Annotated in this window: 9 protein-coding genes; 4 read left to right on the forward strand and 5 right to left on the reverse strand. The window is 61.4% G+C overall.

All coding sequences use genetic code 11. The annotated features are described in order from the left end of the window. Positions 1 to 4: 4 nt before the first annotated feature. From AC13RM_RS26075 to AC13RM_RS26090, 4 genes are all read right to left on the reverse strand, one after another. Complete coding sequence (locus AC13RM_RS26075) at positions 5 to 2,290, reverse strand: chemotaxis protein CheA (RefSeq protein ID WP_440479573.1); 2,286 nt, start codon at positions 2,288 to 2,290, stop codon at positions 5 to 7. Positions 2,291 to 2,306: 16 nt separating this feature from the next. Continuing rightward, positions 2,307 to 2,672 (reverse strand): chemotaxis response regulator CheY1, encoded by a 366-nt coding sequence (gene cheY1, locus AC13RM_RS26080; protein WP_004128526.1) that lies wholly within the window; start codon positions 2,670 to 2,672, stop codon positions 2,307 to 2,309. Then, positions 2,669 to 2,965, reverse strand: coding sequence for an STAS domain-containing protein (locus tag AC13RM_RS26085; protein ID WP_069611290.1), 297 nt, complete (start codon positions 2,963 to 2,965; stop codon positions 2,669 to 2,671). The genes cheY1 and AC13RM_RS26085 overlap by 4 nt, the downstream gene beginning before the upstream one ends. 62 nt (positions 2,966 to 3,027) lie before the next feature. Beyond that, positions 3,028 to 4,665 carry a globin-coupled sensor protein gene (locus AC13RM_RS26090; protein ID WP_488555853.1) on the reverse strand — a complete coding sequence of 546 codons (1,638 nt, stop codon included), beginning with the start codon at positions 4,663 to 4,665 and terminating at the stop codon, positions 3,028 to 3,030. A gap of 720 nt (positions 4,666 to 5,385) precedes the next feature. On the opposite strand from AC13RM_RS26090, the gene AC13RM_RS26095 reads away from it, so the two are divergent. The 3 genes from AC13RM_RS26095 to secD all read left to right on the forward strand — a co-directional run bounded on the left by AC13RM_RS26095 (position 5,386) and on the right by secD (position 10,116). Beyond that, on the forward strand, positions 5,386 to 6,906 hold the full coding sequence (locus tag AC13RM_RS26095) for an ArnT family glycosyltransferase (protein WP_488555840.1): 1,521 nt from the start codon (positions 5,386 to 5,388) through the stop codon (positions 6,904 to 6,906). A gap of 138 nt (positions 6,907 to 7,044) precedes the next feature. Next, on the forward strand, positions 7,045 to 7,464 hold the full coding sequence (locus AC13RM_RS26100; RefSeq protein WP_440479575.1) for a hypothetical protein: 420 nt from the start codon (positions 7,045 to 7,047) through the stop codon (positions 7,462 to 7,464). A gap of 93 nt (positions 7,465 to 7,557) precedes the next feature. Then, positions 7,558 to 10,116: a protein translocase subunit SecD gene (gene secD / locus AC13RM_RS26105; RefSeq protein WP_113229336.1), complete on the forward strand. Its 2,559-nt coding sequence runs from the start codon at positions 7,558 to 7,560 to the stop codon at positions 10,114 to 10,116. A 46-nt stretch (positions 10,117 to 10,162) separates the two neighbouring features. On the opposite strand, the gene AC13RM_RS26110 is transcribed toward secD, so the two are convergent. Then, positions 10,163 to 11,038 carry an SMP-30/gluconolactonase/LRE family protein gene (locus tag AC13RM_RS26110; protein ID WP_285175340.1) on the reverse strand — a complete coding sequence of 292 codons (876 nt, stop codon included), beginning with the start codon at positions 11,036 to 11,038 and terminating at the stop codon, positions 10,163 to 10,165. A gap of 272 nt (positions 11,039 to 11,310) precedes the next feature. Here AC13RM_RS26110 and AC13RM_RS26115 point away from each other — a divergent pair, with 272 nt between their 5' ends. Beyond that, on the forward strand, positions 11,311 to 13,377 hold the full coding sequence (locus AC13RM_RS26115) for an ATP-dependent helicase (RefSeq protein ID WP_374821825.1): 2,067 nt from the start codon (positions 11,311 to 11,313) through the stop codon (positions 13,375 to 13,377). The last annotated feature ends 130 nt before the right edge of the window (positions 13,378 to 13,507 follow it).

Raw genomic sequence — 13,507 nt, forward strand, 5'->3', positions numbered from 1 at the left:
CAACTCACCCCACCGCCGCATAAGACATTTCGGGCTTCAACGACTGGCCGCGCGAAGCGCCGACCACCGCATCGACGTCGAGGATCAGCGCCACGCGGCCATCGCCGAGGATGGTGGCGGCGGCAATGCCCGGGACATGCGTGTAGTTGGCCTCGAGGCTCTTGATGACGACCTGGCGCTGGCCCTGAATGGCATCGACCATGAGGGCGCGCTGACCGCCGCCTTCCGATTCCACCAGCAGCGCGACGCCTTCGACCGGATTGGCCTGCGTAGCACGGAAATTCAGGATGCGGCCGACATCGACCAGCGGGCAGAAGCTGTTGCGGATCGAGATCAGGCGGTGGTTCGCACCGAAAGAGTGGATGGCGGCAGCCTCGGGCTGCAGCGTCTCCACGATCGCTGTCAGCGGCACGACCAAGGTCTGGCCGGCAACCGTCACCACCATGCCATCGAGTACGGCAAGCGTCAGCGGCAGGCTCATGGTGAAGACGGAGCCCTGACCCGGTCTGGAGCTGATGTTGATGCGGCCGCCAAGCGCCTGAATCGAGCGCTTGACCACGTCCATGCCGACACCGCGGCCGGAAATGTCCGAGATCTTGTCGGCGGTCGAGAAGCCCGGCAGGAAGATCAGGTTATCGACTTCCTCGTCCGACAGATTGGCGTCGGCCGGGATCAGATCGTTGTCGATCGCCTTCTGGCGCACCTTCTCGCGGTTGATGCCGGCGCCATCGTCGGCAAGCTCGATCAGGATGCGGCCGGAGCGATGCTTTGCCGTCAGGCGAACCGTACCTTCCGGGTTCTTGCCGAGCGTCGCGCGCTTTTCCGGCGTTTCGATGCCGTGGTCGACGGCATTGCGGATCATATGCGTCAGCGGTTCGGCAAGCTTGTCGATGACCGTCTTGTCGACTTCGGTGTTCTCACCTTCAGTGATCAGGCGGATCGATTTGCCCGTCATATCGGCGATTTCGCGGACGATGCGCGACATGCGCTGGAAGACGGGCTTCACCGGCTGCGCACGGATCGCCATGACGCTGTCCTGGATCTCGCGGGTGAGCTGCTGCAGCTCTTCGAGACCCATGTTGATCGAAGACGCGCCGTTGTTGTCGTTCTCAATGACGCTCTGGGAGAGCATCGCCTGGTTGATGACAAGCTCGCCGACGAGGTTGATCAGGCGATCGACACGATCGAGATCGACACGGATGGTCTGGCCGGCGGCAGCAGCGGCAGCACTGTTCTGTGCGGCGGCCGCATTGGAAGCGGCAGCGGCGGCAAGGGCGGCCTCCTTCTTCTCGACGCGTGCGGCAGCCGAGGCCAGCTGTGTAACGTTGCTTGCGGTTTCCGCGGCGGCCACGGCGGCAGCGACATCGCTTTTCGGCGCCGGTGTCTCCTCTACGGTTTCGGCAGCCGGTGCGGCGCCGTCGTCGAGGATCGAAAGATCAAAGGGCACTGGTACCATCGGCAATTCTTCGCCGCTCGAAGACCCGCCGCTTCCGGCCAGCTGGACATCGAGATCGCAGTCCCATTCAGCGAATTCGAAGACGGTGCGAATGGCGTCTTCGCCCTTGTCCGTCTTGATCGAGATTGCCCATTTGAAATAGGCGCCTTCCGGATCGATGTCGGGAAGACCCGGCAATGCATCCATATCGCAGAAGATGTTCATCTCGCCGAGCCGCGAGAGGTCGCGCAGCAACAGCGTCGCATCGTTGCCCTTGGCGTAGAGATCGGACCGCGGCCTGAAGCTGACTTCATATTCCGGCCTGGCATCAACGGCCAGCTCGTCGCTGCCGAAATCATCGTCGAAGCTGAAGGGGATGGGCTGGAATCCACTTTCATCCGTTGGCGCAGGCGCGGCGACGACGGGCTTCGGAGCAACATCGACAAGCACCGCGGCTGACGGCGTAGGAATATCGCCATTTGCCAAGGCTTCCAATTCCTTGACCAGGCCGCGGCTGCGGGCTTGGTCGACACTGCCGCCGTCGCGGGCGGCATTGGTGAGATCCGCCAGAACGTCGGCGGCCTTGAGCATGACCTTCAGAACTTCCTGAGTCGGCTCCAGCTTGTTGGATCGAACGCAATCGAGTGTGGTCTCGAAGACGTGAGCGAATGCGACCAGGTCGTCCAGACCGAAGGCACCTGCCCCACCCTTGATGGAATGAACGGCGCGGAATACGGCATTGACGGTTTCCGGGTCGCGGTCACCGTCATTCATTTTCAGGAGACCGGATTCCAGTTCGGCGAGCTGCTCTTCGCACTCCTGGAAGAAAATCTCTTTGATTTCGTTCATATCCATAAGGGGCGGATCCTGTTTAGGCGGTTACGCGCTCGATGGCATCGATCAGCTTGGCGGGATCGAACGGCTTGACGATCCAGCCGGTCGCACCGGCCTGGCGGGCACGGTTCTTCTTTTCCGCATCGCTTTCGGTCGTCAGAACGAGGATCGGAACGGCGCGGTATCTGTCGTTGCGGCGAACGCCCTCGATGAAGCCGAAGCCGTCAAGGCGCGGCATGTTGATATCCGTGACGATGACGTCGGGATTGGCTTCCTCCAGGATTTCCAGTCCCTCGACACCGTCTTCGGCCTGAATGGTCTCGAAACCCGCATTGTTGAGGGTGACGAGAAGCATGTTTCGAATGGTCCGGGAATCATCCACGGTCAGCACTTTTTTCTTCATTGCCGGATCTCCTTGGCAAGCAGATGGGAGATATCCACCCCGATCACCTGCATTGTTTTTTGAAATGCATCCGACACCTTGGAGAAGGTGAAGGAGAGCTTGTCCTCATCCCAGGTCTTGGCGGCGGCCATGATGACCTGCACGCACAAGGTCCCGATCCTTTCGACGCCGGACGCATCGATCGCGACATTGCTGCCGCGCAACCCCATCAGCGTGCCGCGAAGGGCAGAGGCCTCGTTGAGGTCCAGCACCGCGGCCAGACTGATTGTCTTTTCGCCTTTCCTGCTCGGCATCGCTTCATTCCTTGTTGTCTGACATCGAGCCGATCGGCCCACATGTGCATGAAACTGAAAAATCAAAAGGCATTGCGCTCAGCTCCCGATGCGGTCCTGCGAAGCGGGAAACCGAAATCGGTCATCTCGTCTTCATCCCGCGTGGTATTGAACTCATCACGAGCCGAAAGCTGTCGTTGCGGCGCGGACTTGACCGAAGCCGCATGGCGCCGCTCGCGTTCGATGCGGAACTCGCGAATGGTCCGGCCAAGTTCAACGACGACGGCATGGAGATGATCGGCGCCTTCCTCGGAGCGGCTTGCCTCGTTGCCGGCGGCTGCCGCACGCTCGCTGTAGCCGCCAATATCTGATGCCAGCGCCTTGAGGCCGGTGAGCTGTTCGTCGCTCGCCGCAGCAATTCCAGAAATGGCGTCGTTGATATCGGTCACCTGGCTGACGATGCTGCCGATCGCTTCCTGGGTGCGGCCAACCATCTGGACGCCCGCGTCCACCTGCGCCTTGGTGCCCGTCACCAGAACCTTGATCTCGCGTGCAGCATCGGCGGACCGCTGGGCAAGCGCGCGAACCTCCTGCGCGACGACGGCAAAGCCGCGGCCGCTATCACCGGCGCGGGCTGCCTCGATGCCGGCATTCAAGGCTAGAAGATTGGTCTGGAAAGCGATCTCATCGATGACGCCGATGATCTGGCCGATCTTTTCGGCTGACGTTTCGATATCAGCCATAGCGGAGATCGCCTGCCCGACGATCCTTCCGCTGTCTTCCGCTGCGACGCGGGTCGATGCCGTCACGCGCTCGGCCGAGCGCGTATTGGCCGCATTGCCGCGCACCTGTTCAGCCAGTTCTGCAAGCTGCTTTGCGGAGGCCGCAAGTCCTCGCGACTGCTCGGACGATTTTTCAGCCAGGGATTTCGAGGCGCGGGAAATGGCGTCGCTCGTCGCTTCGGCCGCCTGTACACCACCGGACAGCGCCGAAAACTGCTGCTGGATGTCAGTGAGCGCCGCGTTCAAGGCTTCCGCGACTTCGGTATAGGCTTCGGGACAATCCGTCGGCAGCCGGGTCGTCAGATCGCGAACGGCAAGACCGTTGGCGAGATCGGCAATATAGGCCGCTGCCTCGGCGCGATCGCCAGCCCGCTGTTCGGCCAGCGCCCGCTGGTGACCGACCCGCAATTCGTTGAAGCGTAGCGAAACGGCAATCTCGACATCGACCATGACGAGCCGCACGACCGATGTGACAAGTTCGCTCAGTTCACGGGCGCGACGCTTGGCTCCCGGAAGAATGGCGCGGCTTCCCATATCCTCGAGAAGGCCAGCAAGGAGATGCTCCAGCACCACGCCATGGCCCGCAACGTGCCAGCGCGGATCGAGCCCCATCTTGCTTTCGCTTTCGGAGAGAACCTTAACGCGCTCGGCATAGAGGCTGTCGAAGCGCGCATCCGTCAGCACATCCCAGTGCGAGGACTGCAAATCCTGGAGCCGTTCGAGCTGGCTTTCGCTGGTGAAATTGCGAGTGGCATCCGGGAAGGTCTGGAAGCGGTGGAAAAGATCGCGCAGACCGGCTTTGAGATGCGCCTCTAGCATTGGCCGGTGACGGCGCAAGGTTTCACATTGCCCGGCATCGAGACCAGCAAAACGCAAGCGGTCGCGAAGGCTGCCAGCCTGCGCCCTGCCTGCCTGATCTGACGGCGAATCCTGCGCCAAAATCGTCCCTGCCGAACTGCCGCGCATTCAAGCGCCGGCGAAACCGCTGATGATCCGCGCCAAGCGCAATGAGGAGGCGAGAAAAGGCAGGCGCTGCCGTCGATCAGCTGATCGAGGCACCGAAGCTCGCTCGTTCATCAAAGTCTGTTGCGGACCTGTTTGATGAAATGGATACCGGATCGGACCCGGTACGACGGGGCGGCTTCATGCCTGCTGAGAACGAGTCACAATTTTCCCATTCCGACGTTCAAGCTCAATATTTATGGTTAATTCCTTGCCCGAAGGTTAATGACGGAAGAAGGCGCGTCAGCTACTGACCTATACTAAATTAGCGATTACTTTCCGATATAGTTTATCTGGCCGGCAAAACACAGATCGCAAGTCACGAGCAAGCTTCATCCCTTACTACCCAAGGGATAGACAGTTTCGATGTCGCTACGGAGAGAGCAATGATTGTTCTTGGTTTGACTGCCTCGCTGATGGCCAGCCTGACGCTTGTGGCCTTCATGCTTCTGTCCCGCATCGAAGAGGCGCGCGGCAAAGCTACCCCTCGCATCCTCTAGGCAAGCTTTAACGAACGTCTGAGATCCAAAAATCGGACATATGGCACGTCGTGGCCACGATGCGAACGCTGCTGTTCTTACGGATGGCAGGGAGCTAGCTTTGGCCTCAATAGTTCCGTATTAAGCCTCACGATCAGGCACCGAGACCCATCTTTTAATGCTCGACACGACCCGTTCCCGAACAAACGCCCAGAAACTTTCGCTGGCGCTCGCCCTCGCGATCATCTTCGGAGTGACGCTCTGGCGCGTGCTCATGTTGCTTCTCAACAGGACGGATCTCTTCGTCGACGAGGCGCAATACTGGTTCTGGGGTCAGAATCTCGATTTCGGCTATTATTCCAAGCCACCGATGATTGCCTGGGTCATCCGCTTCTTCAATGCGATCTCCGGCTCGGATTCGACCTTCTGGATCCGCATATCGGCGCCGCTCTTCCATCTCGCCACCGCCCTGATGCTGATGTGCACGACGCGGCGGCTGATCGACGACGAGACCGGACGCGAGATTGCGCCCTGGGTCGGCGTCATCTTCATCACACTGCCGGCCGCCTCGCTTTCCGCCGTGCTGGTATCGACCGACACGATCCAGATCCTGTTCGTGACCATCGCCATCTGGGCCTTTATCGGCCTGACCAGGCGCTCCTCGGTGCTGGAAGCCGTCATCCTCGGCGCCAGCCTCGGTTGCGCCTTCCTGACGAAATATTCGGTGCTCTTCCTTCTGCCCGGCGTCGGCATTGCCATGCTGACCATGCGTTCGGCGCGGATCGCCTGGCGGGATGTGGCCATTGCCGCCATCGTCGGCGCCATCGTCGTTTCCCCCAATCTCTGGTGGAATCTCACCCATGATGCGGCGACCATAAAGCACACCGAAAACATTGCCCAATGGAGCAAGAGCGGCGGCGGCAACGGTTTGCTGAAGCACATACTCAACGGGCTCAGCTTTTTCGGCGCCCAGTTCGGCGTGGTCGGGCCGGTCGTCTTCTACGCGCTTTTGTGGGCGACGTGGCGACTGGTCCGTGGACAGAGCGACGACCGGGAAAAGCTGCTGTTCTGGCTGTCTGTGCCTGTCGTGGCGCTGATCACGCTGCAGGCCCTTCTGGCCAAGGCCTATGCCAACTGGGCCGTCTCGGCCTATGCCGCCGGCACCATTCTTGCCGTCTGGTTGCTCTATCGGCTGACGAAAAAGGGGCTGAGCACCTCGCTGATCATCGGCGCCGTCGTCGCCGTCGTGATCCCGGTACTGACGGTCTTCGCCTATGACATGAAGCTGCCGAACGGCGATCTCGTCATGAAGCGCTATGTCGGCCGCAGCGTCATCAGTGAGGAAATCGCCAATACCGCCGCGCAGGCGAAGATGAAAGAAATCGTCGCGCAGGATCGCGATATCCTTGCCGATCTCTATTATACGCTGAAGGGCAAGCCGTTCCGCATCTATGCCCGTCCTTTCGGTGGCTTCCCCCACAACTATTATGAGCAGGATTTTTCCCTACCGCCCAGCGTGACCGGCCCGGTCCTGTTCGTCGACAACGATCCGATCGAGTGCCCAGAAGGCCAGGCCGAACTCCTGAAGAGCTGGTCGCCGCCCTATGGCGAAATGAAGGGCAAGACGCTCTATGCCTATCGCGTGCCGGCATCCTGCCTGGCGCCCAAACCGTCAGCCACGACTGAAACGGAAAATTAAGAAATAGAGCCGGGACTGTTGACCGGCTCGTGCAACTGCATCATGACAGGCCGCTACTAGGAAGACGCTAGGCGTCCTGTTATCATGGCCGAACCGCCGGAGTTCGCTCCGGCAAAGGAATGAAGGCATTTTGGACCGTTGAACCCGCTCGAATTCGGCGCCGCCGACAGCGAAGATAGAGACGACAGGACGCACCGCGCCGGAGCGCGCGTGATCGCCTCGCTGTTCGTCGCCTTCTTCGCCTATATCGGATTGGCGCTTGGCGGCGGCATCAATCTTGCCGCACGCGCCGATGCAGACGCGCTCTCCTCGGGCAAGGACACCCAGCCTCTCTATCTATCTCTGCGTGATCCGGTGCGCGGCATCGTCGTTGCCGATCGGCTAGTGACGCCGAAGGCCACATGGCACGACATAGGGCCTGCAACGCTTGGCTCCCTCCCTACCCTCGGATATCCGGCGGCCTCGTGGCTATCGAACCGCCCGAACGATGCCGCACGGCTCGAATCCCTGGCGTTTCGCGCCTATCTCGCGCGTGCACCTCCTGGCGCGCTTGCCTAAGCGTTTGGCGCAGACGCGCTGCATTTCCAACACGATCTCAAGTCCGCCTGCGGCCAGACCGTCGGCATAAGCCTATTTTCAAGGATAATACCCATGCGTACCTCACCATGGCTCGTGGCACTCTATACGGTGATCATCGTCATCGGCTTTCTGATCGCCCTGCCGAACGCGCTGCCGCCGTCGGTTCTCAGCAAGATCCCATCCTGGCTGCCTCATAGCCAGGTATCCCTCGGCCTTGACCTTCGCGGCGGTTCCTATCTCGTTCTCGAAGTCGACGAGAAGGATTTGACAAACGGCCGGCTGCAATCGCTGCAGCAGGACGCACGCCGCGTGCTGCGCGACAAGAACATCCAGGTCCGCTCGGTCGTTCGCAACGGCGACCAGATCGTCGTGACGCTCAACGATGCCTCGCAGAGCGGTGATGCGGTGACGCAGCTGCAGACGCTGGCCAATACGATCACGTCGGGCCTCTCGGCCGGCCAGTCGGATCTCAGCATCAAGCCGAACGGCGCGACCATCGCAATGTCCTTCTCGCAGGCAGGCATTTCGGCCAACGTCGATTCCGCCGTCCAGCAGAGCCTTGAAGTCATCCGCAAGCGCGTCGACCAGGTGGGCGTCGCCGAGCCGACCATCCAGCGCGTTGGTCCGAACCGCGTTCTCGTCCAGTTACCGGGCGCACAGGATCCGTCGCACCTGCGTGAACTTCTCGGCTCGACCGCGAAGATGTCCTTCCACCTGCTCGCCGATAACGTCGATCCAAACAATCCCGGCCCCGGCGTCACCATCATGAAGGACGAGCAGGGCAACAGCTATCCGGTTCTCGACCGCATCGAACTGTCTGGCGACCGCCTAACGGATGCCCGCGTCAGCTTCGATCCGAATACGCACGAGCCGCTCGTCACCTTCCGCTTCGACAGCGCCGGCGCCAACCGCTTTGCCGAAATCACCCGCGAAAATGTCGGCAAGCCCTTTGCTATCGTTCTCGATAACAAGGTTCTGAGCGCGCCGAATATCCGCGAGCCTATCACCGGCGGTTCGGGCCAGATCTCCGGCAACTTCACCGCAGACAGCGCCACTACGCTTGCAGCCTTGCTGCGCGCCGGCGCTTTGCCCGCCAAGCTCACCGTCATCGAAGAGCGTACCGTCGGCGCCGACCTCGGCAGCGACGCCATCCAGAAGGGCATCTATAGCGGCCTGGTCGGCTTCGTCCTGGTTGCCGCCTTCATCTTCGTGCTCTACGGCGCCTGGGGAATTCTCGCGAACGTTGCCCTGCTCATCCACACGGTCCTGACCTTCTCGGCCCTGACGCTTGTCGGCGCCACGCTGACGCTGCCCGGCATCGCCGGCGTCGTCCTCGGCATCGGCCTTGCGGTTGATGCCAACGTTCTCATCAACGAGCGCATCCGCGAAGAGACCCGCAAGGGCCGCGGCGCCTTCGCCGCCATCGATAACGGCTTCCGGAAGGCTTATTCGACGATCATCGACGGCAACATGACGGCCCTGATCGCCGCCGCCATCCTGTTCTACTTCGGCTCCGGCCCGGTTCGCGGCTTTGCCGTGACCATGGGTCTCGGCCTCATCATCTCGATGTTCACCTCCGTCGCCTTCGTGCGCGTCGTGATGATCGCCATCACTCGCCGCCGCAAGCTGAAGGTGATCAACATCAGGCCGCTGATCCCCTTCAGCCCCTATGACAAGCATATCCAGTTCATGAAGGCTCGCTTCTTCGGCATCACCGTCTCGGCGATCCTGTCGATCGCCTCGGTGGTCCTGTTCGTCCATCCGGGCCTCAACTACGGCGTCGATTTCCGCGGCGGCATCCAGATGTCGGTCAAGACCAAGGACGCGGCCGATCTGTCTACGTTCCGCGAGGGCTTGAACACGCTCGGCCTCGGCGAAATCGCACTGCAATCCTTCGGCGACAACAACAGCCTCCTTGTCCGCGCCCAGCGCCAGGACGGCGGCGAAGAGGCGCAGACAGCCGCGGTGACCAAGCTCAAGGCGGAAATCATCAAGATCGATCCAAGCGCGACCATCGAAGGCACCGATGTCATCGGTCCGAAGGTCTCGGGCGAGCTTGCCTGGGCCGGCATCCTGTCGGTCGTGATCGCCAGCCTGGCGATGCTCGTCTACATCTGGGTGCGGTTCGAATGGCCGTTCGCGGTCGGCGCCATCGTCACGCTGGTGCTCGACGTCACCAAGGCAATCGGTTTCTTCGCGATCACCGGCCTCGATTTCAACCTGACGGCCATCGCCGCGATCCTGACGCTTGTGGGATATTCGGTGAACGACAAGGTCGTGGTCTATGACCGCATGCGTGAAAACATGCGGCTCTACAAGTCGATGCCGCTGCGAGATATCATCGACAAGTCGATCAACGAGACCCTGGCGCGAAGCCTCTACACCAACGCCACCGCCTTCCTGGCGCTGGTGCCGATGGCGATCTGGGGCGGCAGCGCCGTCTCCAGCTTCGCGATCCCGATGGTGTTCGGTATCCTCGTTGCAGGCGCCTCGTCGGTCTTCATTGCCGCACCGATCCTGCTGTTCCTCGGCGACTGGCGTCGCCGTCATGCCAAGCCGGTCGCCAATGACACGGCACCGGCAGACGGAAAGTCCGGCAAGGACAACAAGCAGATTCCTGCTGCGGAATAAGCAAAAAAGGGACATGCCCGGCTTCCGGGCATGTCCGCCGGCCGCGTTACGAGATCGACGGGATATGCAAAGGCAAGCCCGGACGCGGCGCCGTAATCTTTTCCACGACACCGTTTTCCTGCTCACTGACGAGCAGATGTTTGCGGTCGACGGTAAAGGCTATATTGGCTGGCCGTGTGCCGTCCGTGCGGATATGGCCGGCCATTTTTCCCTCCGCGTCCACCATGGAAATTTCACCCAGACCGTACATGGCGCAATAGAGCATGCCGCTGCGATCAAAGGCGAGGCCCGCTGGCCCGCGCAGCGCATTGACGGCGGGTGATGTCATCGACTGGACAAACATTTCCTGCCTGCCGCCAACGACCTGCCGATAAATTTTTCCGGTCAGCGTTTCACTATAATAGAGCAATCCGTCGGCACCGAAGGCAATGCCACTCGCAAAGAGCAGGCCGGCTGCCAAGACCCGGATAACCCGGCCCTCGGCCGGATCGATCTGATATACGCAGCCATTATAAGCCGCCTTGAAGAAATCGGGATGGATGTGGCCGCCTTCGAGAAGATTGGCAAGGCGGATGCCAGAATCGGTCATGTAAAGCAGGCCGTCAGGTCCGAACGCGAGTGCATTCGGATGGAGGAATGGACCATCCGCGCTACCCTCGATGACTTGCAGGACGCGGCCTTGCGCCGATAATCTCACAAGGGAATTTTCCGGGCCGTTGGCTACCCAGAAACATCCGTCACCATCGACCGCAACCCCCATTGGCCGGCCGCCGACCCGGCAAAGTTCCTGCGGTACGCCGCTTGCGTCGAAAAGTTTCAGACTGCGGCGACTGGCATCCATTTCCACGACCGCAAGGCGGCCGCCCGGCAAAGCCACGAGGCCGCTAGGCAGACGCAGCCCGGTGGCAATCGTTTCGTTCATGTTTTGAAACCTTCATTCTACGCATTACGAAGCCCCAAAAACTCAAAATACTGCGCCGTGATGATACATAAGCATGAAGCAGTTTCTTTTCGAGCCAAACGAGTGCAAATCCCTGCAAGATTCTTGCGCCCGAGGTCACATCCGCGTGCAGGCCCTGCTATCTTGACAGGCTTTGGCGATTCGGAACATCCATAGAACGTCCCTATATTTTCGCGCTTGCGATTCGCCGCATAACGCGCTCCGCCTGCCGCCGGAGGTATTCAGGAGAGTTGATGACCGCTGCCTATCTGGAAAAGCTGAACCCGGAGCAACGGCTGGCGGTGGAGCATGGCACGAGCGGTGACGGCCATATTGCCGGCCCGCTGCTCGTCATCGCCGGAGCCGGCTCCGGCAAGACAAATACCCTCGCTCATCGCGTTGCGCATCTGATCGTTAGAGGTGCGGACCCGCGCCGCATCCTGCTGATGACCTTCTCGCGCCGCGCTGCCGCCGAGATGGGCCGCCGCGTTGAGCGGATCTGCCGCGAGGTGCTGGATGCGAATGCCGGCATTAACGCCGACGCGCTTGCCTGGAGCGGCACGTTCCACGGCATCGGCGCACGCCTGCTGCGGGACTATGCAGAGCAGATCGGCATCGACCCGGCCTTCACAATCCACGACCGGGAAGACAGCGCGGACCTGATGAACCTTGCGCGCCACGACCTCGGCTTTTCGAAGACGGAGAACCGCTTCCCGACCAAGGCGACATGCCTTGCCATCTATTCGCGCTCCGTCAACGCGGAAGCGCCGCTCGACGGCGTGCTGCGCGACTTCTTCCCATGGTGCGCCATGTGGGAGCAGCAGCTGCGCGATCTTTTCGCCTGTTATGTCGAGGCAAAGCAGGTGCAGAACGTACTCGATTACGACGACCTGCTGCTCTATTGGGCGCATATGCTGCAGGAGCCACTGATCGCCGAGGATATCGGCAGCCGCTTCGACCATGTGCTTGTCGATGAGTATCAGGACACCAACCGGCTGCAGTCCTCCATTCTGCTGGCGCTCAAGCCCGATGGCCGCGGTTTGACCGTCGTCGGCGACGACGCGCAATCGATCTATTCCTTCCGTGCCGCCACCGTACGCAACATCCTCGATTTCCCCAAGGCCTTCACGCCCTCGGCCAATATTGTCACGCTCGACCGCAATTACCGCTCGACGCAGCCGATCCTTGCTGCCGCCAATGCCGTGATCGATCTCGCCTCGGAGCGCTTCACCAAGAACCTGCGCACCGAGCGGCAAAGCACGGAGCGGCCGCGGCTGGTGACGGTTCGTGACGAGGCCGATCAGGCGCGCTACATCGCCGACCAGATATTGGAAAATCGCGAGGGCGGTGCAAGGCTCAAGCAGCAGGCCGTGCTCTTCCGCACCTCGAGCCACAGCGGCCCGCTCGAAGTGGAGCTCACCCGACGCAACATTCCCTTCGTCAAGTTCGGCGGACTGAAATTCCTCGACAGCGCCCATGTCAAGGACATGTTGGCGGCGCTGCGCTTCGCCCAGAATCCGCGCGATCGCGTGGCAGGCTTCCGCCTGATGCAGCTCCTGCCCGGCGTCGGCCCTTCCACGGCCCAGCGCGTGCTCGACCAGATCGGCGAAGAGGCAAGCCCGATCACGGCGCTCACCGAACTCCCGCCGCCACCGCGCACGGGAGACGATTGGGCTGCCTTCGTCGAGACGATGCGGGAGGTCAAAAGCGGGAAGGCCGGCTGGCCAGCGGAAATCGGCCTCGTTCGCCAATGGTACGAGCCACATCTGGAACGCGTACATGAGGATGCGTCGACCCGCCAGGCGGATCTCGTCCAGCTTGAACAGATTGCCGCAGGCTACGGCTCGCGTGAGCGCTTCCTCACCGAGCTGACGCTCGATCCGCCCGACGCCACCAGTGATCAGGCTGGCGTGCCGCTGCTCGACGAGGACTATCTGATCCTCTCCACCATCCATTCCGCCAAGGGGCAGGAATGGATGAAGGTCTTCATCCTCAACGCCGTCGACGGCTGCATCCCCGCCGACCTCGCCGTCGGATCATCCGCCGAAATCGAGGAGGAGCGACGGCTGCTCTACGTCGCGATGACGCGGGCGAAGGACAATCTCGATCTCGTCATTCCGCAGCGCTTCTTTGTGCACGGCCAGCATGCGCAGGGCGACAAGCATGTCTTTGCCTCGCGCACCCGCTTCATTCCCGCGACGTTGCTGCAGTTCTTCGAGGTCTGCGGCTGGCCACAGGCGCGGGCTGAAAGCGCTGCCGCCATTCGGGCGCGAGAGGTGCGCGTCGATGTGGGTGCGCGCATGCGGGGCATGTGGCGGTGAGACTCAGCGATTGAGGTCGGCAGGTCAGGCATGTTCTTTGATGCTGCCTCCGCAAGTTCCTTCTCCCCGAGGGGAGAAGGGGTGCGCGGCAACGACCTCATTTCATATGCGATTCCGGCCGGGGTGAGGG

The organism is Martinezella sp. CNPSo 3732, assembly GCF_057784515.1.